This window comes from Bartonella sp. Raccoon60 (assembly GCF_002022585.1).
GTDB classification, from domain to species: Bacteria; Pseudomonadota; Alphaproteobacteria; order Rhizobiales; family Rhizobiaceae; genus Bartonella; species Bartonella rochalimae.
Window position 1 is genome coordinate 513,217 of record NZ_CP019786.1, and the last position, 23,691, is coordinate 536,907.

The window sequence follows — 23,691 nt, forward strand, 5'->3', positions numbered from 1 at the left end:
TAAAATTTTGAAGTAATTATAGATGATGTTAGTTTTATAAGTGTCATTTTTTATCGAATTTTACTATCATTATTAGTAAATCTTAGAAAAGTACGGGTATAAAATATTGCATAGAAAATTTTGGATATTATCTCTTCACTTGATTCTTCTTTTTTTATCGTTTGGAGATTGTTTTGTCTAATCTTATGTCTCGCATTCTGACAGCCATTATTTTGGGTACTATTACTTTGTATCTAACGTGGTGTGGCGGAACTTTGTTTTTTTTGTTTACGTGGGGAATTGGTGGTTTTATTCTTTATGAGTGGATTGATATCACTGAAGAGAAATGGGGCCTCTTACAAAAAATATTAGCTAGTGTTTTTTATTGTGTTTGTGGTTTCTTGTTGATTTTTAGTACATCTGCTTCATTAGTGTTCAGTGTTTTAATGATTCTAGCAGTATTGTTAGCTCTCCTGTCTATTGGGAATGCTGGTTGGATTTTTGGAGGATTTATATACGCATCTTTTCCAGTAGTGGCTTTGTCTTGTTTACGAGGCTACGATTTATTGGGTTTTTGGAGAGTGATTTTTTTATTTGCAGTAGTGTGGAGTACAGATATCGCTGCGTATTTCGGTGGTCGTGTCTTTGGTGGCCCGAAGTTAGCACCACGATTTTCTCCTAACAAAACATGGTCAGGGGCAATCGTTGGAACACTTGCTGGGCTTTCTAGTGGCATAGTGGTTGTGATTTATGTTTTTGGTATCAGTGCAGTGAATTATTTTGTATTCTTCCTTGCTTTAATATTATCCATTATTTCACAAATAGGTGATTTATGGCAATCATGGCTAAAAAGGCGATTCTCTGTTAAAGATTCTGGTTTTTTATTACCTGGACATGGAGGATTTATGGATCGTATGGACGGGTTGGTGGGTGCTACTTCTCTTTTTTATATAATTGGCTCGTTTATGTTTGATATGAATACTCCTTTAATCTTTTTTATGTGATTTTATTGGAAAATGATACTTTGGAATTTTTAGGTCATATACTTAATGTGGGTGGTCTCTTTTTAAGAGGCTTAAATGTTATTTTTACCATTTTAATTATCGTTTTTGTACATGGGATGGGACATTATCTTATTGGAAGATGGTGTGGTATTCGGGCGTCTGTTTTTTGTTTGGATTTGGATCAGAATTTCTGAGTTATACAGATAAGAGAGGTACAAGGTGGTGTTTAGAGCTTTTTTTATTAGGAGGATATGTAAAATTCATTGAAGATAATAATGGACTAACATCATCGTCCAAATCATCTTCATTTACACCTGGTTCATTTATGGGCGCTCATGCTTGGAAAAGAGCAATGACTGTTTTTGCTGGTCCCTTATTCAAGGTTTTTTTTACTGTTGTTATTTTAACATTTTTTTCTTTTTTTATGGACGTGTAGTTGTTGAACCGGTTTTTGGTTATCTAGAAAAAGATTCTTCAGTTATTCAAGCTGTTTTAATACGGGGGAATCATTTTGGTTGAAATGGATGGTAAACAGATTGAAAGTTTTGGAGATTTAGTAGCTTATGTAATTTTACATGGTAGAGATTCTATAGAATTAAAATAGAGTATGTGGATCAAATTTTAACGGTATTAATTAAACCTATAGTGATCAAGCGAGATGATGGATTTGGCAATCAGGTTTAGGTCGATATGATTGGTGTGAGAGTTTCTATTGTTTTCTATAATTCTGAGCGTTTAGATCCAATTTATAAGAAACATATTTGCTATAATTGGATAGAATCAATAGCAGAGTCATTAAAGAGTACAACATTGATTATTATCCAAAAAAAATCTTTTTTAGTTGTTTAATCGGTGTGCAAGGAAGACCATTGCCAATTAAGCGGTCCCTCTAAAACTGTTTAGATTGCTTGGAAAATTAGTGAAACAGGTTTGTCCTCTACGTTGCATTTTACAACTTTTTTTCAATTCGCATTGGGCTTATTAATCTTTTTCCTATTCCACCGCTTGATGGTGGACATTTATTGTTTTATATTGCTGAAGCTATGACTGGTAAGTCAGTTCCAGCTAAAATTCAGGAAATTGTTTTTCGTATAGGATTTTTTATTGTCATTGTATTTATGATTTTTGCGCTATTTAATGATTATTTTGTTGGTTTTGCTATTATTTATGGAGAATATTGTATAAATTGAGGAATAATTAAAGATTAGCAGGTTGTTTACTATATTCGCAAGATATTGTGGCGTAGTAAGCTAGGGATGGTAATTAAGTGCATAAATAGTTCCTAATAAGGAGTTGCTGTAACTTAACTTATAGGGATATGTGCCTAAAAACAAAGAGAGTATTAAGGTGAAGAGGCTAATGACTGCGAATTCGAGATTTTTAAACGCAACATCTGCATTGGTGCTAGCTATAGTTGCAGTTGTTCCAGCAGCAGCTGTTATGTCAATTGCAATGGTTGAGGAAACACAAGCATCAATTGTTCATTCTATTGAAGTTCGTGGTAACAAGTATGTAGCTGCTCAGACTATTAGAGATAATATGAGAATTAAAGCTGGAAGAAATTTTTCTGAAGGCGATATTGATGCTGAAGTGAAACGTCTTTTTGAGCTAGGATTATTTTATGATATTAAAATAAATCAGGTAGGCAATAAGCTTGTTGTAGCCGTTAAAGAATATGAGGTTGTTAATCGGATACTCTTTCAAGGGAATAAAACATTTAAAGATCCTGATCTTAAACGTTTCATTACTCTAAAACAAAATGAAACTTTCAGTTCTGATAAGCTTTCAGCCGATATAAAAGTGATTCGTGAAGCATATAAGACTGTTGGTCGCAACAATGTTTCTGTTACAGTTCAAACTATTAATTTGGGTAAAGGACGTGTAAATGTGGTTTTCAATATCGTTGAAGGCCAGAGGACAAAGATTGCCGATATTACGTTTCAAGGGAATAATACATTTGGAGTGCGTCGTTTGCGTGATGTGATTTTAACGAAGCCTTCAGGAATATTTTCGTTATTGTTGAAGGGTGACGTTTATACAGAGGATCGTCTAGCTGCAGATGAAGAGGCCCTTCGCCGTTTTTATTATAGTCGTGGTTATGCTGATTTTCGCGTTATTTCATCTAAGGCAGTTTATGATGAAAAAAATAATGCCTATAAAATTCATTTTATTCTTGATGAAGGGGCATGCTATAAAATTGGTGATATTCAGATTGAAAGTGATATTGCTGGAGTTGATACTCAGTCTCTGAAAAAGATTATTAAAACTCGTACAGGCGATGTTTATAATGCGGAACATGTTGAGCAGTCTGTAGCAATTATTAATAATAAAGTTGCTGACTCTGGATATGCCTTTGCTAAAGTTGATCCAAGAGGAAACCGTAATTTTAAGAATAATACAATTTCAATTGTTTATAACATTGAGCAAGGTCCTCGAGCGTATGTCCAGCGAATTGAGATACGTGGTAATGAAAAGACTCGTGATTATGTTATTCGGCGTGAACTTGATTTAAATGAAGGCGATGCTTACAATCAAACAATGGTGCAACGTGCAAAACGTCGACTAGAATCTCTAGGATTTTTTAAATCAGTTAATATTTCAATGGTTACGACCGATCAACCTGATCAGGTTACATTGGTTATAGATGTAGTAGAAGTTCCAACAGGAGATCTTTCTTTCTCTGGAGGGTATACGACAGGTGGTACGAGTCCAGGTATGTCACTTGAAGTATCTGTCACTGAGCGTAACCTTGGAGGGCGTGGTCAATATGTACGTTTGGGGTTAGGGGCTGGTCAAGAAAAATCTCGTAATTATAATTTATCGTTTGTTGATCCTCATTTCTTAGGTTATCGTTCATCTGCGGGTCTTGATATTTTTCGCAGTACTTATCGCGCTGATAAAGCATATGATGTACGGCAAACAGGTGGCTCGCTTCGATTTGGGTTGCCAATTAATGATAAATTATCTGCTAATTTAGCTTATTCTTATGTACAAGAAGAATATGATTTTGGTGCACAATATGATTTAACTGATGACCAAGTCGTAAAAGAATTGTACGGAAAATATTCTGGTGCAATCGTTCAAGCTGCTAAGCATAGCCCTTGGCATCGCTCGTCTATTAGTTATGGTTTAACTTATAATTCCATCGATGATATGAAAAATCCCCATGATGGTATATATGCTCGTCTTCTTCAGGAATATGCAGGGCTTGGTGGGGATGCGCAGTTCTTGAAGACAACTGGTAAGGCAATGATGTACAAGACATTCTCTGATCGAATGGATATGGTCAGTTTATTTTCTGTTGGAGCGGGTTATATATATGGAATAGGAGATGATGGTCTTCGTATTTTTGATATGTTTAAAAGCAACAATGATATGATTCGAGGCTTTAAATATAATGGAATAGGGCCGCGTCAGGTTTCTCAGTTGGGTGAAGTGTATTTCTTAGGTGGTACAACATATATGAATGGAACTGCTGAAGTGCAATTTCCTATACCTATTGTTCCTGATAGTTTAGGATTCCGTGGTGCTGTATTTTTAGATGCTGCGACACTTTATGGTAATAATTATAAGCCTGTTTTGAAAGATGAAACGCCAGTTACAAATTCTCATAGTTCATGGCGAACATCTGCGGGTATTAGTTTAATGTGGGAATCTCCATTTGGTCCGTTGCGTTTTGATTATGCTTGGCCATTAACTAAGCAAGAAGGCGATAATGTACAAAATCTGAACTTTGGTATTTCTACTAAGTTTTAATTTGGATTTTCTCTAGGAGAGTAAACTTTAAGGGAAATTACATTAGACCGGGAGAGAGAGTATTTTGATGGCGGATACATTTTTTTTTACGCCGTCTCGGCGGTTGACAGTTGCTGACGTAGTAAAGTTGACAGGTGCGAAGCTTCTTAATCCAGAGTTTTCTAATACAGTTATAGATACTCTTTCTTCTGTAGAGAGTGCTGGGGAGGGCTCTCTTGTTTTTATAGAGAATCGAAAGTTTTCTGATGCTTTATTAGGGAGCTCTGCGGTTGCTGTCTTTTGTACGAGTGATATTGTTTTTAAAGTGCCTGAAACTATTGCAGTTTTGGTGACATCTACACCGCAACGTGATTTTGCTCAAGTAGGACGTATTTTATTTCCTGCTTCTGTTAGGCAAACACCTTGGTTCGGTCAAAAAGAAATTTCACCGCATGCTCATATTCATCCAAGTGCTAAACTTGAAAATGATGTGTGTGTTGAGGCAGGAGCTGTTATTGGCAGAAACGTTGAAATTGGTTCGGGTACTCTTATTTCATCAACAGCTGTTATTGGAGAAAATTGTCGTATTGGACGTGATTGCTATATTGCTCCTAAGGTAACAGTTCAATATTCTTTAATCGGTGATAGAGTTTATATTTATCCTGGTGTTTGTATTGGGCAGGATGGTTTTGGTTACGTTCGAAGTGCTATTGGTGTTGAAAAAATTCCGCATCTTGGCCGTGTGATCATTCAAGATGGTGTAGAAATTGGTGCAAACACAACGATTGATCGCGGTACATTTGATGATACAATTATTGGCGAGGGGAGCAAAATTGATAATTTGGTGCAGATTGCTCATAATGTGAAAATTGGTCGTTATTGCCTTATTGCTGCTCAATGTGGAATCGCTGGAAGCACATCTATAGGAGATATGTCTCAGCTGGGGGGAAGTGTTGGCATTGCGGATCATATTACAATAGGTGAATGTGTTCAAATTGCTGCTGGCAGTGGTGTTATGAATGATATTCCAGATGGAGAAAAATGGGGAGGCAGTCCAGCACGGCCATTTAAACAATGGTTTCGCGAAGTGGCAGCATTGCGTAGTATCGGAAAAGTAAAAAGGGAGAAACGGTGATATGACCGATACTGAAGAAACTAAAAGTCTAGAATCTATGGATATTGATAAATTATTATCAATATTACCACATCGTTATCCATTTTTATTGATCGATCGTATAATCGAAATTGATGGTGATCAAGAAGCTATCGGCATTAAAAATGTAACAATTAATGAACCCCATTTTACGGGACACTTTCCTGAAAAGCCAGTTATGCCTGGTGTTTTGATTTTAGAAGCTATGGCACAAACAGCGGGAGCGATTTCACTTTTAAGTTTAAATAGTAAGGAATTAGGCTTAGTTTATCTTATGACTGTTGATAATGCGAAATTTCGTAAACCGGTTACACCCGGTGATCAACTGAAAATTCATGTCCGATTATTAAAAAAACGGTCAAATATTAGACGTTTTTTATGTATTGCAAAAGTAGAAGATGTTCGCGTTGCTGAAGCAGAAGTTTCTGCAATGATTGTTGAATCAAAATAAATGATGTAATAGGAATGTGGGAATGTCTGATACAAAAATCCATCCAACTGCTTTTGTAGAAAAAGGAGCGCAACTTGGTAAAAATGTATCAATAGGGCCGTTTTGTCATATTGGTCCAAAAGCTGTAATTGATGATGGATGTCATTTAATGAGTCATGTTGTCATAATGGGCGAGACAGTGATAGGTGCGAATAGTAAGATATTTCCTCATGCAGTTTTAGGTGCAGAGCCACAGAATAATAAACATAAAGGGGGGCATACAACTCTTTTTATTGGTAAAAACTGTATGATTCGTGAGGGTGTTACGATGCATAGAGGCTCGGATTCAAGCTCAGGAACAACAGTTGTTGGTGATAATTGTCAATTCTTTTCTTATTCTCACGTTGCACATGATTGTTGTGTAGGAAATCATGTGACATTCGCAAATAATGCAATGATTGGCGGTCATGTTATAGTTGGTGATTATGTTATTATTGGTGGTGGTGCAGCTGTTCATCAGTTTGTTCGTATCGGACATCATGCATTTATTGGTGGTGTATCTGCATTGGTTGGAGATTTGATTCCTTATGGAACGGCTGTTGGTGTACAAGCGAGACTTGCTGGACTCAATATTATTGGTATGAAGCGTGCTGGTCTTGCACGTAAAGAGATTCACGCTTTACGTCACGCAGTTTCTATGCTTTTTGATCGCAATAAACCGTTTAAAGAACGTGTTAATGACGTTTTTTCTTCTTATTCTACTTCGCAATCTGTAATTGATGTAATTAATTTTATTCAAGAAAAGGGAAAACGTTTTTATTGTACGCCTAAATTTGAAGATAACGTGATAGATTCATAAGGACTAAAAGTGCCTTCTTCTAATGCCAGAAGTTTTCTTTCCGGTAGAACTGCCATAATCGCTGGAAACGGTGTTTTACCTACTGTAGTTGCTCAAGAACTTGAAAAACGTGGACAAAATCCTTTTCTTGTTCTTTTGCGTGGTGAAGCTGATATGGCACTTTATGATTATGAGCATTGTGAACTATCAATTGTAGAATTAGCACGATTATTTAAAATTTTAAAAGCGGCTGAAATTCACAATATTATTTTAGCAGGTGGTGTGAAAAAGCGTCCATCTCTTTTGCAATTACGGCCCGATTGGACAACTTTGTCGGCTTTATCAAAGTTATTTAAGGCATTGAGAAGTGGAGATGATACATTATTAAGAGCTTTTATCCGTATTTTGGAAGACTATGGTTTTTGTGTTATTGGTGCTCATGAAGTTGTACCAGATTTACTCGCTCCAATAGAATTTAATTTAACAGTGCAACGTGCTAATTCCAAGCAGAATGCTGATATTCTTTTGGCAGCTGAAGCAGCAAGAAGCTTAGGTCGATTAGATATTGGACAAGCAGCTGTAGCTATTGATGGCCGAGTGGTAGCAGTAGAAGATTCAAAGGGAACTGATAATATGTTAAAGCGAGTCCAGGAAATGCGGGAAAGGCAGAAAATTGTCCCGCAAGGTGGTGTTCTTGTGAAATGTGTAAAACCACAACAAGATCATCGGGTGGATTTGCCATCAATTGGACCTACAACAGTAATTAATGCTGCTAAAAGTGGATTGTCTGGTATTGCAGTGGAAGCAAAGAAAAGTTTGATATTATCTTTAGAAAAAACGATAGAGGAAGCAAATAAACGTTCTTTGTTTATAGAAACATTTAGGACAACGGATAATGAATAATAGTTCTTTAAAAATTGCTGTTATTGCAGGTGAAGAATCTGGTGATTTACTTGGAGCAGACTTGATTTCTTCTTTATCTAAACAGACAGAATGCAATATTCATTTGATTGGTGTTGGAGGCAGACATTTAGAAGCATTAGGCTTGAAAAGTTTTTTTGACTTTAATGATATTGCTTTAATAGGTTTAGGAGCAGTATTAAAGAAACTGCCATTACTATTGATGCATATTCGTAATTTGTCTAAGTTCATTGTACAGGAACAACCTGATTGTTTAATTATTATTGACAGTCCTGATTTTACTCATCATGTTGCAAAAAGAGTACGCACTTTAGCACCTTCTATTCCTATTATTCAATATGTTGCGCCAACTGTTTGGGCATGGCGGCCAGAACGTGCTAAAATTATGCGTAAATTTGTTGATCATATATTGGCTATTTTTCCGTTTGAAGAAAAGATTATAAAAGATTTGAATGGACCAGATACAACTTATGTTGGGCATCGTCTTTTAACCTATCCCCCGCTTTTAGCTGTTCAATCGAAAAAAAAGCGTTTACGTAATGAACCAATATTGCAACCTACAATTGTCGTTTTGCCAGGATCACGGAGGTCAGAGATACGCAGTTTGATGCCTATTTTTGGACAAGCAATAGAAATTGTTAAACAACGTATTCCTCATTTACGTATTATTTTACCAACTTTACCGTATTTAATAAATGAGATTCATCTTTTAACGCAAGATTGGAAAAATGAGGTTGAGATTGTTGTTGGTGAAGATGAGAAATGGTCTGCTTTTGCAGAAGCTGATGTTGCACTTGCAGCGTTAGGAACAGTTTCACTTGAATTAGCGCTGGCAAGAATTCCGATGATTCTTTGCTATAAACTTGATTATTTTTTTAAATTATTTTTTTTTTCAAAAGTATTACTATGGAGTTCTGCTCTTCCGAATATTATTGCTGATAAGCCTGTTGTGTCCGAATATTTTAATGAATTTTTGCGACCTGGCATGTTAGCAAGGCAGATAGAACAACTTTTACATAACCATTTATTACGGCATGTACAATTTGATTCCTTTGATATAATAGAGACGAAAATGAAAACAGAAGTGCCATCAGGAGATATTGCTGCTCAAACGATTATACGCTTTCTTAAGGAAAAAACAGAGCATAAAAAATTGCTGATACCATAATGTTTATGGCTAATGTTTGATTTTAGCTAGAAAATCACGAGCACGTTGGCTTTTAGGATTAGTAAAAAATGTGCTCGATGTTGTGTCTTCAATAATTTTTCCGTTTTCTAAAAAGAGTATCCTCTCTGAAACTTTGCGAGCGAACCCCATTTCATGGGTAACGCAAAGCATTGTTATTCCGGTATTTGCTAGTTGAGCCATAACCTCTAAGACTTCTCCAACGCTTTCTGGATCAAGTGCTGACGTTGGTTCATCAAAAAGCATTATTTGAGGTTCCATACAAAGAGCACGTGCTATAGCTACACGCTGTTTTTGTCCACCAGATAGTTGTAAAGGATACTTATTACAGTGTTTTTCAACACCAACTTGTGTAAGATAATGGATTGCTTTTTCTGTTGCTTGTTGTTTAGAAAGTTTGTGAACGGTTATAGGTGCTAAGATACAATTTTGTATAACGGTCATGTGAGGAAATAAATTAAAGTTTTGAAAAAGCATTCCTATTGTACGTAAAATATTTTTTTGTTGTTGTATGGGAGCTGTATTAATATCAACATTGTTGACTAAAATTGAACCTTCTTGTGCTTGCTCCAATTGATTAATACAACGAATTAGAGTTGATTTTCCTGATCCTGACGGACCGCAAATAACAATACGTTCGCCAGTTTCTATATCTAAGTTGATATCACACAGTACCTGAAAATCCCCATACCATTTATTTAAGTGGCGGATAGAGATAATCAAACTTTTTGTATTATCAATAGGATGATTATTTTTATTTTCTAGATTCATTTTTCATTTTCTCAATTGATAAATAAATAGATTAATTTAGCATTTTGATTGGGCGAAAAGCTTTTATAATGATTTTTTATCTATCGTAAATATCGGGTTAGATAGTGTTCAATCAAAATAATAACTCGATGAATAAGCTCGACGATAATAAGATAAATAATAGCAGCCCAAACATAAACTTGGAAATCAAAAGTACGTGAGTAAATTAGTTTAGTTGTACCCATTAAATCATAGACAGTTACGAGTGAAGCAATAGCACTAGATTTAGTCATTAAAATAAATTCATTTCCTAAGGGGCGTAATGCTACTACCATCGCTTGTGGAAAAATAATTTTGAAAAATGTTGTAGAGCGATTCAGTCCTAAAGCTTTTGATGCTTCTCGTTGTTCTGCTGCTACTGCTAATAAGCTGCCTCTGAAGATTTCAGCTTGATAGGCAGCAGAATTAAGCGAAAAAATAAAAAGACAACAATACCAAGCATTTTGAAAAAACCACCATAAGCCAATTTGTTGCCAGAAGCTACTCAACGATCCAAGTCCATAGTAGAAGAGAAAGAGCTGTGCCAATAAAGGAGAACTGCGAAAAAAGTAGATATAAGCACGCGCCAAATATTGTAAGGGTTTATTATTAGATAAACGTATGAATGTGATCAATATGCCAAGAAGAAGTCCTATTGAACAAGAAATAGAAACAAGTTTTAAAGTAACAATAAAGCCATCAAATAATTTTAGGCTATAACGGTTTAAAAGTGCAGGATTAAAAAGAAAATAGGGCGCATCAGAAATCATTAGATTAGTACCTTTTATTCCTACTTGAGTGCATTTTATCTAGATAACGTAAAATTGCTGAAGAAACTGCTGAAAATAATAGATAGAGTAAGCATGCTACAAGATAAAACAAAATAGGTTCATTGGTTGCTGTAGCAGCTAAATTAGTTTGTCGCATGAGATCAAGCAGTGAGATAGTTGAAACGAGGGATGTATCTTTAAGCAGAGTAAGCCAATTATTAGACAGCCCTGGTAAAGCATTGTGGAGAAGTTGAGGAAAAACAATCCGGAAAAATGTTGTTGAGCGTGAGAGACCTAGAACTTGCGCTGCTTCATATTGGCTTTTATCAAACATCTTAAATGCCGCAAGCCAAACTTCACAAGAAAAAGCTGCAAAAACCATACTGAATGCAAGAACACCAGCAATAAAAGCATTAATACTAAATATTATGTCAATATTTAAGAAATCAAATATAGCTTGAATACAGTTTTGTAAGCCATAATAAACGAAAAACAATGTTAAAATTTCTGGTAGTCCGCGAAATACGGATGAAAATAAAGTTGCTATAGCTTTAAGTATCCTGATATTGAATTGAATCATTGTTGCGTTCATAAGCCCTAAAGGAAGACCTAAAATTATGGAGCATAGAGCTAATGATAATGTCATTCCTGCACTTGTCAGGATTACCATACCCCACCCACCATTGCTAAATGATAGCAATGATAAACTGTCAATCATCTCCATTCTCCTAATAAAGGTTTGAAGTAATTATTTGCTGAAAACGTAAATCATTTGCTCAATTTGTAATTAATTTTATACTTAATAAGTATCAATTTGGAAGTATTTTTTAGTAATTTTATCATATGTTCCATCATTACGGATTTCTTTTATGGCTTTATTGAACTGATTTTTAAGATCGTCATTGTTTTGGCGTATAGCAATTGCAATAGGAAGTTCAGTTCCTTCAATACTTCCTAAAAAATGGCAACAATCTTTTCCTTTGTGTTTAAACCAATCTAATATTTGTAATTTATCAAGAATAACGACATCAAGGCGGTTACTTAACAAATCACGTATTACTTCTTTTGTTGTGGGATAGAGTTTAATATTCACCCCTTTAGATGCATAATGATTTTCTGCATATATAGCTTGTGTTGTGTTTAATTGTACACCAAGATTTTTTCCTTTAAATGCTTCTACTGAGATTTCTTTAATTTGTGAATCTTTAGGAACAATTGCAGCTAATTCTGTACTGTAATAAGCATCTGTAAAGTCAATTTTTTTTAATCGCTCTTGTGTAGGGGATAGAGATGCAATAATAGCATCATATTTTTTAGCAAGAAGGCCTAGGATAATTCCATCAAAATCTTGAATAGTGATAACACATTCAATTTTCATCTTTTTGCAAAGCGCATGAGTTATATCAATATCAAAACCATGAAGTTTATTATTTGAGTCAATATAACTGAATGGAGGATAGGAGCCTTCAGTTGCAATTGTCAACGTTTTAGCATTAACGAATTGGGAAAATAGTGTTGCACTTATTATGAAAGCTGCAGCCAATAATTTCATTATCCTCTCCTATGAAGTGCACAAAGAGATACTATGCTATGACATATTTTATAATCTGTAAGCTTTATGAAGAGCAATACAAAAATTTATTGGTATTGATTTAATTATAATCATAACAAGCCTTTATCATGTTAGGAGTATATAATATTAGGAGTATATAATATATGTACAGGAAGAAATTCACAGTAAGTAAAATATGAGTTGTATTTTCATTATTTCTATATAAGCATTATTTTAAATTAATGATGCTATAGTTTAATATTTTGGGAATGGCTGGGCACTGTTCTATTATGTTGCAATAAACATGTTTTAATGTTGTCAGTTTGCATTTAGTAAGAAACATATCAAGCATAAAAAACATGATAAATAATTTTAAGAATGGTAAAATATCGATAAAAAGTAGTGATAGAATAGATTTACTAGCTTAACGTCATTTTTTAGTAAAATGATTAAATCTTTCACGGTTTAAAGTAGTTTCTATAGCCTCTTTATTTGTTATTGACATAACATATCTTTAAAGAGCATGGTCTATTAGAATGCAAGTTAAGCCGCGGTTAGGAAGAATTAAATGTAATATAAGACCTTATTTTAACTTAGTATGACGTCTTTATGTTTTTAAAAATAGAAAGATCAATATACTCTATCTGATAAAAATGAGATTGGTAATTGGAAGGAAATACCAAAAAAAATAAAGCCCCAATAAATTAAGGCTTTATTAATTGATTTTTTATTTTTTTGAATTTGTGCGGTTGTTTATCGGAATATATTCACGTGTTGAAGGACCTGTATACAGTTGGCGTGGACGGCCAATTTTTTGTGCTGGATCTTCAATCATTTCTTTCCATTGTGCAACCCAGCCAACACTACGTGCTAATGCAAAGAGAACAGTAAACATTTCAGTTGGAAAACCTAAGGCTTTTAATGTGATACCAGAATAGAAATCAACATTAGGATAAAGCTTTTTTTCAATAAAGTATTCATCATTTAGAGCAATTTTTTCAAGTTCCATAGCAATATCAAGAAGTGGATCATCTTGAATATTAAGTTCTTTTAAGACTTCATGGCAGGTTTGTTGCATGATTTTTGCACGTGGATCATAATTTTTATAGACACGATGACCAAAACCCATAAGACGAAAACGATCATTTTTATCTTTTGCACGTGCGATAAACTCAGGAATTTTTTGAACAGTGCCTATTTCTTGCAGCATTTTTAGACATGTTTCATTAGCACCACCGTGCGCTGGTCCCCAAAGGCATGCTACACCTGCTGCTATACACGCAAATGGATTAGCTCCTGATGAACCAGCAAGACGTACCGTTGATGTAGATGCATTTTGCTCATGATCTGCATGAAGGGTGAAAATTCGGTCCATAGCTCGAGCAAGTACTGGATTAATTTTATATTCTTGGCAAGGAACAGAAAAGCACATATGAAGGAAGTTTGCAGCATAACTGAGATCGTTACGGGGATAAATAAATGGTTGCCCAATACTGTATTTATATGCCATCGCAGCAAGGGTTGGTACTTTGGAAATAAGACGAATAGAAGCAATCATTCTCTGTTGGGAATCTGTAATATCAATGGAATCATGATAGAATGCAGACATTGCTCCAAGGCAAGCAACCATAACAGCCATAGGATGAGAATCACGACGAAAGCCATGGAAAAATCTTGCAAATTGTTCATGCACCATCGTGTGTTGCATAATACGGTAGTCAAAATCAATTTTTTCTTGTTTGGTTGGTAGTTCTCCATAAAGCAAAAGATAACAGCTTTCGAGAAAGTCACCTTTTTCAGCAAGTTGGTCAATAGAATAACCGCGATAAAGTAGGACTCCTTTGTCACCATCGATATACGTGATTTTTGATTCACAAGAGGCAGTTGAGGTAAAGCCAGGATCATAAGTAAAGGTATCAGTTTCTTTATAAAGAGATGCAATCTCAATGACATCAGGGCCAATGGTGCCTTTACGGACAGGTAATTCTATTTTTTTACCATTGACAGTCATATATGCTTTATTTTCGGACATTAAATATTTCCTTTCAGTGCTTCCATTTTTTTAAATTGATATGCTGTTTTATTAGCTATAGCAATTTATAGTTAAAGCTTTTCCTACCTATTTTAAGAATAGATTGACTCTAAAATTTTGTTTATGCAATCTGAAATATTGTTTAGCATAGTTTTTTTTAATATTTATTTCAATTTTTTAAATTAAAAAACAATTTTATTTTTCATTGAGAGAATTATACTTTAATATTTTCTAGTTTTATATATTAAATTAATATACTGTTCAGGTAATTTGGTCATTAATGCGGTTCAGGGACTCATCTTTTCCTAATAAGATAAGCATATCAAAAATTCCTGGTGATGTTACGCGTCCTGTGAGGGCAGCTCGAAGTGGTTGAACAACAGCTCCAAATTTAAGTTTTTGTATTTGTGCATAATGTCGGATGATTTCATCCAAAGTTTTTGCATCCCATTTTTGGCATGACATTAGAATAGGATAAATTCCTTTTAAAATAGTTTGACCATTTTCATCTAAGAGTGTTTTTGCTTGTTCATTAAGAGGCAACGGTCGTTGTGCGAAGATAAATGATGCGTCATTAATAAGTTCAAGCAACGTTTTTGAACGTTCTTTCAGAATTGGTATTGCAGCTAGAAATTGCGCACGATGTTTTTCATCAAGTTGTTTTGTTATTTTTAATTCATTTGCATTTTCTGGTAAAATATTAAGTGCAGCATCACATAGATCTTGATTATTACTTAGACGCATATAGTGTCCGTTGATGGCATCTAATTTTTTGAAATCAAAACGAGCAGCACTTTTATTGATATCATCAATATCAAACCAGGCAATCATGTCTTCTATTGAAATAATTTCATCATTACCATGGCTCCAACCTAGACGAACAAGGTAATTGAGCAAGGCAATGGGGAGATATCCCATTTTCCGATATGCATCAATACCTAGCGCACCGTGCCGTTTTGATAATTTTGCACCGTTTTCACCATGGATGAGCGGAATATGGGCCATAACAGGGATATCCCATCCCATTGCATTGAAGATAATTGCTTGGCGAGCTGCATTTGTAAGATGATCATTACCACGAATTATATGTGTTACCCCCATATCATGGTCATCAACAACAACAGCATGCATGTAAGTTGGAGAGCCATCAGAACGTAAAATTATAAAGTCATCTAGATCTTTATTAGGAAAGCGAATATCACCTTGAACACGATCGTGCAAAATTGTTTCACCATCTTGTGGAGCTTTAATTCGAATGACAGGTTTGATTCCTTTAGGGGCTTCAGAAATATCACGATCGCGCCAGCGCCCATCATAGCGTGCTGGGAGACCTTTTGCAAAAGCATTCTCACGCATTTCAGCTAATTCTTCAAGTGTTGCATAGCAATAATAAGCTTTGCCATCTTTTACCAGTTGTTCAGCAACTTGACGGTGACGCTCTGCTCGTTTGAATTGTGAAATAGGATCTCCTTCATACTGGAGTCCCATCCAGTGCAAACCATCTATGATAGCTTTAACTGCAGCTTCTGTTGAACGTTCTCGATCTGTATCTTCAATACGTAAAAGCATTTTTCCTCCAGTATGTTTTGCATAAAGCCAGTTAAAAAGTGCGGTACGAGCGCTACCAATATGAAGGAATCCTGTAGGAGATGGTGCAAAACGGGTAATAACAGACACAGACATTATCCTCTAAAATTAAGATGTTATTTATGAATTTTATTGAAGAACTATGTTAGCATAGGTATTATGGTGTGCAATAGCCGCATTGCAAGTAAAGTGGGGATTTGCGGATGTTAGATCAAAATAAAGTTAAAGATGATCTACCAGGAGGTTTTTTCTCACAGAGAAAAAGTCTTGTTTTGTTACAGAAGGGTGATCGGTTTGTTATTGATGGTGCAAGCAATGCTATCTATAATAGGAAAGAGGACTCTTTATTTTCCTTTTTTAAGGAAAAAGTAGTTTTTTTCTGGAAGTGGCTGATAGATTGTATAAACAGAGAAATTTCTTTTGGGCTGCTTTTCTTATTAGTTTTTGTCTTTTTTTCTACAGGCATTATTTTTTATTTCAGCTTAGAGCAAGAACCAAGTTGGAGACAATTTGTTATATTGATTATTATATTCCCTAGCCTGTTATATGTTTTACGGTGTTATCGGAAGATATGGTTTATAACTGGATTTTTATTTTGTATTGTATTAGGCGCTTTGGCTGCAAAAATAGAAACATGGCATATGTCTACGCCAATGTTGAGTCGCGATGTTGTTACCATATTAACAGGACGAATTGTTTCTATTAAGTCTGTAGGGAAAGGGGGATTTCGTTTAAAAGTAGATGTTTTGAAGACAGAAAAACCTACTTTATCTTATAATCTCAATCAGGTGTATTTAGTCGCAAAGTCTTTACCAGATGGGTTAACTCCTGGAGATGGCTTATATGGGAAAGTAAAGCTTCGTGCTTTATCTGGAGCGATACGTCCAGGAAGTTATGATTTTAGTTTTCATAATTATTTTAAAAGAATTGGTGCACAGGGATTTTATTTAGGAAAACCCAAAAAGATATCAGTTCTTCAGCCTGATATGATGCTAGGAAAAGTTTTACAAAAAATTGAAAATTTACGCATGCAAATGACTGAAAAAGTTGTTAAAGCGGTTGGTGGAGAAGGAGGGAGAGTTTCTGCTGCTTTAATAACAGGGCAGAGAGGGGGTATTTCACATAATACCAATGAAGCATTACGTATAGCCGGATTGGCACATATTTTATCAATATCAGGTCTGCATATGGCTTTACTGAGTGGTATGGTTTTTATTATTATACGGAGCTTTTTTGCATTTTTTCCAGTTTTTTCCTCTTATTACTCAGTTAAAAAATTTGCTGCCATTGCTGCATTAATAGTTACAGCTTTTTATTTGATATTGTCTGGTGCAAATATTGCTGCACAAAGAAGTTTTTTGATGGTAGCTGTTATGTTGGTTGCTATATTATGTAATCGCTCTGCTGTAACAATGCGTAATTTTGCTATTGCTGGTTTAGTAACTGTAGCTATAAGTCCGCATGAGATATTAGAGCCTAGTTTTCAAATGTCATTTTCTGCAACCGTAGCTTTGATTGCTGCTTTTTCCTGGTGGAGTGGTGGGTATTGCTCTTGTAAAGGAAATACAGCACCTTCTTATATTGGAGGAAAGGTGCTTCGTTTTGTTTTTTTATCCGTTGTTTCAACTTGTATGTCCTCATTAGTAGCTGGTTCTGCAAGTGGGATTTATGCAGCTTATCATTTTTCTAATGTAGCTCTTTTAGGTGTTATCAGTAATGCTTTAGCTTTGCCTATAGTATCAATTTTCATCATGCCATTTGGACTACTTTCAGCTTTTTCAATGTTTTTTGGGCTTGAATGGTGGCCTTTGCAGATTATGGGATTTGGTACGAACCTTATGATAAAAATTGCTTATGCAATACAGGCTATTTCTCCTGTTTTAAATCCTGGATTTATCCCGCTATCTGCATTGATTTTATTAAGTATCGGTTTAGTTGGGCTCACTTTTTTAAAAACGGCTATTAGACTCTTCTTTGTTTTTTTTATTTTGGCAGGTATTCTAGTTTGTATAATGCAGTCACCTGTACAGTTAATCATAGCAGATGATATGAAAATTGTAGGTGTTTTGAATGACAAGATATTATATGTTGATCGTTATCATCCTTCTAAGTTTACAATATCTTTATGGGAAAAATCGTTTCGCATAAATAAAACCATTAAACCAACAAAAATTGGTCCATCTCTCAAAGGACAATTTATTTGTGATGATAAGATCTGTACAACTTTATTAGAAAATGGATTTAAAATTGCTATTTTATACGGAGAGACAGATCATTGCATAAAAGCAGATATCATAATTAAAAAACATGCAACAAGCAATGAAACATGCGATTCAATAAATACAATAACATTTACGTCTCAACAATTATTATCGCGAGGAAGTGTTATACTGACTAAAAACAAAAGCACTCTTTGGTCTTCTGCAGGTTTTTATAGACCATGGAATATTCATAGAAAAAATTTATAAAGGCTAGCTAATTTATAGCCTCTATATAAATTTTATAATAACTTCATTTCACAAATGAGATAATAGTTTTTCTAACATTCACATTCAGCAGAGCTTGCATTGAGCTGACTATATTTCTCTTCTCCCATTGTTTTAAAAAGCTGAAGTTGAGTTTCAAGAAAATCAATATGATTTTCTTCGTCTTCAAGCAATTCATCAAACAATTTCTTTGAGACATGATCAGAAAGCTTAGCACAAATTTCACGTGATTTTAAATAAAATTCTCGAGCTTCATATTCACTGGCAAGATCACATTCTAAAATATCCTTGAGGTTTTTTCCAATACGTAAAGGCTCAGAAGTTTGAATATTTGGATGTCCTTCAAGAAAAGTAATACGCTTAATGAGTTTATCTACATGTTCCATTTCTTCTATAGATTCTTTGCGCTCTATTTTAGCTAATTTGATATAGCCCCAGTTTTCTATAAGAGAAGAATGCAACAAATATTGATTAACAGCACTAAGCTCAAGAGAAAGAGCTTTATTGAGTTGCTCGATAACTTGTGGATGACCTTTCATAGTATTCTATTGTCCTATTTTGTTTTTAGTACTAGATACGACTAATACAAGAAATGATACTTAATATATTGCCTTGATTAAGTGTTGGGCTAGTCCTCTTTATCCTTGATGTGAATGATTCAATAACATGAGGAAAATGAACTGGCACATTTTACTACATCATTCGATTAATTTATAAATTAATTAGAAAGAATCAATAGCTAATAATCATTTTTTTAAAGTAGGCATTTTCTTGATATTTTCCTGCTTTATAAGCCTATAGGAGCATACTTTGTATTAGGATTTTTAAATAATTATTTTATAAATTATAAGCCTTTTATTAAAAAACAGAATAGTTAATTACTGTATTCTATATAACAAGTCTTATTTCCAATAAGCTAACAAATAAAGTTATAGCTGCTTAGAGCGATAAATCGTTTTTTATAATTCATAATAAATATTGCTCATTGAATTGATATAAAGGAAGGTAATGTATGGATATCCAAAAATTAAAAAAAATGGCTGCTGCTCAAGCGCTTGAATTTGTGCAAGATGATATGAATCTTGGTATAGGCTCTGGTTCTACAGTAAATGAATTTATTCGTCTTCTTGGTGAGTGCATTACAAATGGTTTAAGGATAACTGGTGTTGCTACTTCATATCATTCTGAGCATTTATGTCGTCAGTTTGGAGTGCCTATTACTACTTTAGATAAAATATCTAAGCTTGATCTTTGTATTGATGGAGCTGATGAAATCGATCCTCAGATGAGCTTGATCAAAGGAAGGGGTGGAGCATTATTGCATGAAAAAATTGTAGCATCTGCATCTGATGAGATGTTTATTATTGCTGATGAAACAAAGATGGTAAAAACGCTTGGTGCTTCTGGGGTGCCAATAGAAGTTAATCCATTTGGGATGAATGCTACATGCAAAGCGATTGAAAAGGTAGTGAATAATTTAGGACTTTCAGGAGAAATTAAATTACGTATGAATGGAGATATTCCTTTTGAGACTGATGGCGGTCATTTTATTGTTGATGCATTTTTAGGATCTATTCTAAATCCAAAAGAATTATCAGATGCGTTATTGGGAGTTCCTGGTGTTGTTGAACATGGTCTTTTTTTAGGTTTTGCTTCTCGTGTAATTGTAGCTATGGCAGATGGTACAATAAAATTTTTAGAATCATCTAGTAACTGAAAACTTGTTAAAAATTTAAAATAATAAATTTAAACTATAATTCTATGGAGTCATCATTATTATGAGAATAACAGTTTTTTTTCAGAAACTTATAACATTACTTAGTGCAGTTGCTATTTTGATTGTGAATATTCAAATAACTTATGCGCAAGATGTGAGTGATAAACATTTAGATTCAGCTAAAAAGGTGATTAGTGCTATTCGTGCAACTGATCAGTTTGATAGTTTTTTACCAATGGCAGCACGTGATATTAAAGAAAAATTAATAAGTAATGATCCAAACTTAGAAAAAAATATTTCTGCAATTGTTGATAAAGAAGCGCTTGCTTTAGCTAAACGGCGTGCTGATTTAGAGAAAGAAGTGGCCTATGTATATGCAAAGCATTTTAGTCAGGAAGAACTTGATAAAATTTCAGCATTTTACAGTTCTGATGTTGGTAAAAAATTTTTGATGACAGTTCCAGATGTTGCGCGCGATGCTTATTCTGCATTTGATGCATGGTCTTCTACTGTAATACAGGATCTTATAAAAAATGTAGAAAAAGAAATGTCCCAAACACTTAACTTAAGTAATTCTATTACTCCTATGGAATCTACTTCTTCACAATCTCCAATGTAATTCATTAGTTTCATGAGTATTATAAGCGTTTTATTTAAGAGCAGCAGTTAGATACTACTTTAAGGAAGAAGAGTGCTCTGAGAGTATTATCTTTGTATAAAAAAATCAGAAAAAAGAAAAAGCTTTTATTTGTTGACAAAAAGTAGTACTTGTACAGTGAAAACGCGTGGGAAAGGATATTTTATGATGTTTTATGATGTTTTATGATGTTTTATGATGTTTTATGATGTTTTATGATGTTTTATGATTTGTTCGTTATTGGAGGGGGATCGGGTGGAGTACGTGCTGCTCGTCTTGCTGGACAACTGGGGAAGCGTGTTGCTATAGCAGAAGAACATCGTGTGGGAGGAACTTGTGTTATTCGCGGTTGTGTTCCTAAAAAATTGTTTGTTTATGCATCGCAATATGCACACGAATTTAAGGATAGCATTGGTTTTGGCTGGGAATATGTTAATCCAGTTTTTAATTGGAGCAAGTTGATTAAAGGTAAAAATATAGAATTGTCGAGGTTGGAGGCGCTTTATTCTAAGGAATTAGAACTTAACAATGTTCAAATTTATAGGAGTCGTGCTGTTTTTATTGATGAGCATACATTAGAGCTTTCTGCAACAGGTGAGCGAGTAAAAGCAGAAAAGATTTTGATTGCGACAGGGGCAACGGAGCGAGATTTTGCAATAAAAGGCGGTGAGTTATGTCTTACTTCTAATGAGATTTTTGATCTTGAAAAATTACCAAAATCAATAGTTATTGTTGGTGGTGGTTATATAGCTCTTGAATTTGCTGGTATTTTTCACGAATTAGGTGTGAAAACAACATTAGTTCATCGTGGTGATTTATTTCTTCGTGGTTTTGATTATGATTTGCGGCGGTTATTAAATGATGCGATGATTGAAAAGGGAATTTCTATTATCTATGAGGCTACAGTTAATCAGGTTGAATCTCAAAATGGCCACTATAACGTTGTTTTATCGAATGGACAAATTCTTAACACTGATCAGGTTATGTTGGCTACGGGACGTGTGCCAAATACAAAAGGCTTAGAACTTCAGAGGGCAGGTGTTAAACTTAATAAGGATGGCGCTATTATTGTTGATGAAAAAATGACAACAAATATACCTCACATTTGGGCTGTTGGTGATGTAACAGGTCATGTTCAGTTAACGCCTGTTGCTATACATGAAGCAATGTGTTTTATTAAAACTGCTTTTGAAGATACTCCAACGATACCGAATTATAATTTAATTGCGACAGCTGTTTTTTCGCAGCCAGAGATTGGAACTGTTGGTCTTTCAGAGGAAGATGCCATTCGTGATTATAAGCGTATTGAAATTTATCGTACACAATTTCGTTCTTTGCGTAATACTCTTTCTGGTAATGCAGAAAAGATGTTTATGAAATTGATTGTTGATGGTCAGAGCCGTATTGTTATTGGTGCTCATATTTTGGGAGAAGGTGCTAGTGAAATGGCTCAACTTGTTGGAGTTGCCCTGAAAGGAAAGCTGACAAAAGATGTATTTGATGAAACTATGGCAGTTCATCCAACATCCGCAGAAGAGTTGGTAACGATGTATAAGCCGAATTATATATATGAAAATGGAAAGAAATTAGAAAGTTAAATAGCGGATGTTATAGAAAATTATAAAGATTTGCATACTGTAGGCTGATTAGATAGGCTTTAGAGAGGATGCGATGATAAAAAAATAGCTACTTGAATCTTGGAGAGAAAATTAATTAAACAAATTCTAACTTGTCCCGATAAATCTATATTAGCGGAAATTAGAGAAGAATTGAGCAAATATTCTCTTTATTTTTTTATAGTGAAGTGTGCTAGTTTAAAGAATGAGCTAGCAGCTTTATTACGGGGGAGATTGTGCAGAAAGTTTTTCTAAGCATAAGGTTGTTCATATCCGTGATTTTTTTCGTGTATTTTTATACATGGCAGTCATTTTAACTTTAGAGAGTTTTAAGTCAGTTGTTAAAATTGATTATACTGTTGGTGAATTTTCAGAAATACGCTTTTCTGATATGGAAGAAAAGAAAATAAAGAATTGTTTCTTTATAGAGAGAATGTCATTAATGGGACTAAATTTAATAAAACTGCTTATACTTTTAATGAATGTCCATGGTTTATCATTAGTTGAGGGCAACACTTAATTTATTGCGTGCTCTTTAATAAGGCGGGTATGCTAATCTAGAAGATGTCGATAAATGGATATTAGATTTTATTTTAATAGTCCACAACGTTATGAGCTATTAACAAAGCGTATTTCTAAAGTAATCGATTTTATACATTTAATAGGAGGTACAGCTAAAATGAATCTCTCATTACGTGAAGCATGTTCTTATAGAAGCATGTTCTTATATAAGCCACAAAGCGTTTTTGTTAGGCTTTGATAGGAATTAATGCAACCTTTGACAATTGGTATGCGGTATCTGGCCATATGTTATAGATTGCTGATCATGCATGTTATCTTAATCATGTGCATGTAGAACATTATCGTAGAAAAATTCTATTGGATTAAAATGTAATTCTTCTATTAATTCTGATGAGCTTTTGAAATTGATTGATATTCTCAATCCTATAAACAAACCGGAGCGACTTATATCATTATTATGCGTTTTGGTTATGATAGGTTTGGAACTATCTTCTTAAATTAATTGGTGTGGTTAAATGTGAGAATCGTAGTATTGTTTTTGTGATTCAATACATAGTAATACAATTACGGCTAATGATTATAAATGCGTTCTTTTAATTATATTTTAAAAGAATTTGAGAATTTTTTCTCAGTTTATTGGGAAAAGGGGGCTTGCCCAGGGGTATTCATATTGCAGTGATAGGATGCGACGTCACTAAATATACAGACAATATGAAAGCCATTTCAGAAAAAGATAT

Annotated in this window: 19 protein-coding genes and 1 pseudogene; 13 read left to right on the forward strand and 7 right to left on the reverse strand. The window is 34.3% G+C overall.

Translation table 11 applies throughout. The annotated features are described in order from the left end of the window. The first annotated feature begins 173 nt into the window (after positions 1–173). The 8 genes and pseudogenes from Bra60_RS02265 to lpxB all read left to right on the forward strand — a co-directional run bounded on the left by Bra60_RS02265 (position 174) and on the right by lpxB (position 9,228). Positions 174–983 (forward strand): phosphatidate cytidylyltransferase, encoded by an 810-nt coding sequence (locus Bra60_RS02265; RefSeq protein ID WP_035005991.1) that lies wholly within the window; start codon positions 174–176, stop codon positions 981–983. 20 nt (positions 984–1,003) lie between these two features. Then, positions 1,004–2,173 (forward strand): annotated as a pseudogene (locus tag Bra60_RS02270) (M50 family metallopeptidase). A gap of 169 nt (positions 2,174–2,342) precedes the next feature. Further along, positions 2,343–4,739, forward strand: a complete 2,397-nt coding sequence (gene bamA / locus Bra60_RS02275) for an outer membrane protein assembly factor BamA (RefSeq protein WP_078688477.1) — start codon at positions 2,343–2,345, stop codon at positions 4,737–4,739. Between the two features lie 67 nt (positions 4,740–4,806). Then, a complete protein-coding gene (gene lpxD, locus Bra60_RS02280; RefSeq protein ID WP_078688478.1) occupies positions 4,807–5,853 on the forward strand; it encodes a UDP-3-O-(3-hydroxymyristoyl)glucosamine N-acyltransferase in 1,047 nt (348 codons plus the stop codon). Between the two features lies 1 nt (position 5,854). Continuing rightward, on the forward strand, positions 5,855–6,322 hold the full coding sequence (fabZ, locus tag Bra60_RS02285; protein WP_035005988.1) for a 3-hydroxyacyl-ACP dehydratase FabZ: 468 nt from the start codon (positions 5,855–5,857) through the stop codon (positions 6,320–6,322). A gap of 22 nt (positions 6,323–6,344) precedes the next feature. Beyond that, complete coding sequence (lpxA, locus tag Bra60_RS02290) at positions 6,345–7,160, forward strand: acyl-ACP--UDP-N-acetylglucosamine O-acyltransferase (RefSeq protein ID WP_035005987.1); 816 nt, start codon at positions 6,345–6,347, stop codon at positions 7,158–7,160. 9 nt (positions 7,161–7,169) lie between these two features. Further along, positions 7,170–8,042 carry an LpxI family protein gene (locus tag Bra60_RS02295; protein WP_078673690.1) on the forward strand — a complete coding sequence of 291 codons (873 nt, stop codon included), beginning with the start codon at positions 7,170–7,172 and terminating at the stop codon, positions 8,040–8,042. Next, positions 8,035–9,228, forward strand: a complete 1,194-nt coding sequence (lpxB, locus tag Bra60_RS02300) for a lipid-A-disaccharide synthase (RefSeq protein WP_078688480.1) — start codon at positions 8,035–8,037, stop codon at positions 9,226–9,228. Before Bra60_RS02295 ends, lpxB begins: the two co-directional genes overlap by 8 nt. Positions 9,229–9,237: 9 nt before the next feature. Here the strand turns inward: lpxB and Bra60_RS02305 are convergent, their stop codons facing one another. From Bra60_RS02305 to gltX, 6 genes are all read right to left on the reverse strand, one after another. Next, the gene (locus Bra60_RS02305; RefSeq protein WP_078688481.1) at positions 9,238–10,017 is read right to left on the reverse strand and encodes an amino acid ABC transporter ATP-binding protein; all 780 of its coding nucleotides are present in this window, start codon (positions 10,015–10,017) and stop codon (positions 9,238–9,240) included. A gap of 80 nt (positions 10,018–10,097) precedes the next feature. Then, on the reverse strand, positions 10,098–10,805 hold the full coding sequence (locus tag Bra60_RS02310) for an ABC transporter permease (RefSeq protein WP_035005982.1): 708 nt from the start codon (positions 10,803–10,805) through the stop codon (positions 10,098–10,100). 4 nt (positions 10,806–10,809) lie between these two features. Next, positions 10,810–11,523, reverse strand: a complete 714-nt coding sequence (locus Bra60_RS02315) for an ABC transporter permease (protein WP_078688482.1) — start codon at positions 11,521–11,523, stop codon at positions 10,810–10,812. A gap of 81 nt (positions 11,524–11,604) precedes the next feature. Then, on the reverse strand, positions 11,605–12,357 hold the full coding sequence (locus Bra60_RS02320; RefSeq protein ID WP_078688483.1) for a transporter substrate-binding domain-containing protein: 753 nt from the start codon (positions 12,355–12,357) through the stop codon (positions 11,605–11,607). Between the two features lie 727 nt (positions 12,358–13,084). Next, positions 13,085–14,389, reverse strand: coding sequence for a citrate synthase (gene gltA, locus Bra60_RS02325; RefSeq protein WP_078688484.1), 1,305 nt, complete (start codon positions 14,387–14,389; stop codon positions 13,085–13,087). Positions 14,390–14,650: 261 nt separating this feature from the next. After that, positions 14,651–16,066, reverse strand: a complete 1,416-nt coding sequence (gene gltX, locus Bra60_RS02330) for a glutamate--tRNA ligase (RefSeq protein ID WP_078689033.1) — start codon at positions 16,064–16,066, stop codon at positions 14,651–14,653. A 113-nt stretch (positions 16,067–16,179) separates the two neighbouring features. On the opposite strand from gltX, the gene Bra60_RS02335 reads away from it, so the two are divergent. Continuing rightward, positions 16,180–18,444 carry a ComEC/Rec2 family competence protein gene (locus Bra60_RS02335; protein ID WP_078688485.1) on the forward strand — a complete coding sequence of 755 codons (2,265 nt, stop codon included), beginning with the start codon at positions 16,180–16,182 and terminating at the stop codon, positions 18,442–18,444. A 71-nt stretch (positions 18,445–18,515) separates the two neighbouring features. On the opposite strand, the gene bfr is transcribed toward Bra60_RS02335, so the two are convergent. Then, the gene (gene bfr, locus Bra60_RS02340) at positions 18,516–19,001 is read right to left on the reverse strand and encodes a bacterioferritin (RefSeq protein ID WP_035005977.1); all 486 of its coding nucleotides are present in this window, start codon (positions 18,999–19,001) and stop codon (positions 18,516–18,518) included. A gap of 473 nt (positions 19,002–19,474) precedes the next feature. Here bfr and rpiA point away from each other — a divergent pair, with 473 nt between their 5' ends. From rpiA to Bra60_RS07730, 4 genes are all read left to right on the forward strand, one after another. Continuing rightward, positions 19,475–20,179: a ribose-5-phosphate isomerase RpiA gene (rpiA, locus tag Bra60_RS02345; RefSeq protein ID WP_035005976.1), complete on the forward strand. Its 705-nt coding sequence runs from the start codon at positions 19,475–19,477 to the stop codon at positions 20,177–20,179. A gap of 61 nt (positions 20,180–20,240) precedes the next feature. Then, on the forward strand, positions 20,241–20,798 hold the full coding sequence (locus tag Bra60_RS02350; protein ID WP_078688486.1) for a DUF2059 domain-containing protein: 558 nt from the start codon (positions 20,241–20,243) through the stop codon (positions 20,796–20,798). A 236-nt stretch (positions 20,799–21,034) separates the two neighbouring features. Continuing rightward, on the forward strand, positions 21,035–22,414 hold the full coding sequence (gene gorA, locus Bra60_RS02355; protein WP_078688487.1) for a glutathione-disulfide reductase: 1,380 nt from the start codon (positions 21,035–21,037) through the stop codon (positions 22,412–22,414). Between the two features lie 289 nt (positions 22,415–22,703). After that, positions 22,704–22,952 carry a hypothetical protein gene (locus Bra60_RS07730; RefSeq protein ID WP_442856039.1) on the forward strand — a complete coding sequence of 83 codons (249 nt, stop codon included), beginning with the start codon at positions 22,704–22,706 and terminating at the stop codon, positions 22,950–22,952. The last annotated feature ends 739 nt before the right edge of the window (positions 22,953–23,691 follow it).

Coding starts and splice junctions, on each gene's coding strand:
- bamA (WP_078688477.1), top strand. CDS start 2,343: ATGACTGCGAATTCGAGATTTTTAAACGCAACATCTGCATTGGTGCTA.
- lpxD (WP_078688478.1), top strand. CDS start 4,807: ATGGCGGATACATTTTTTTTTACGCCGTCTCGGCGGTTGACAGTTGCT.
- fabZ (WP_035005988.1), top strand. CDS start 5,855: ATGACCGATACTGAAGAAACTAAAAGTCTAGAATCTATGGATATTGAT.
- lpxA (WP_035005987.1), top strand. CDS start 6,345: ATGTCTGATACAAAAATCCATCCAACTGCTTTTGTAGAAAAAGGAGCG.
- lpxB (WP_078688480.1), top strand. CDS start 8,035: ATGAATAATAGTTCTTTAAAAATTGCTGTTATTGCAGGTGAAGAATCT.
- Bra60_RS02305 (WP_078688481.1), bottom strand. CDS start 10,017: ATGAATCTAGAAAATAAAAATAATCATCCTATTGATAATACAAAAAGT.
- Bra60_RS02310 (WP_035005982.1), bottom strand. CDS start 10,805: ATGATTTCTGATGCGCCCTATTTTCTTTTTAATCCTGCACTTTTAAAC.
- Bra60_RS02315 (WP_078688482.1), bottom strand. CDS start 11,523: ATGATTGACAGTTTATCATTGCTATCATTTAGCAATGGTGGGTGGGGT.
- Bra60_RS02320 (WP_078688483.1), bottom strand. CDS start 12,357: ATGAAATTATTGGCTGCAGCTTTCATAATAAGTGCAACACTATTTTCC.
- gltA (WP_078688484.1), bottom strand. CDS start 14,389: ATGTCCGAAAATAAAGCATATATGACTGTCAATGGTAAAAAAATAGAA.
- Bra60_RS02335 (WP_078688485.1), top strand. CDS start 16,180: ATGTTAGATCAAAATAAAGTTAAAGATGATCTACCAGGAGGTTTTTTC.
- bfr (WP_035005977.1), bottom strand. CDS start 19,001: ATGAAAGGTCATCCACAAGTTATCGAGCAACTCAATAAAGCTCTTTCT.
- rpiA (WP_035005976.1), top strand. CDS start 19,475: ATGGATATCCAAAAATTAAAAAAAATGGCTGCTGCTCAAGCGCTTGAA.
- Bra60_RS02350 (WP_078688486.1), top strand. CDS start 20,241: ATGAGAATAACAGTTTTTTTTCAGAAACTTATAACATTACTTAGTGCA.
- gorA (WP_078688487.1), top strand. CDS start 21,035: ATGTTTTATGATTTGTTCGTTATTGGAGGGGGATCGGGTGGAGTACGT.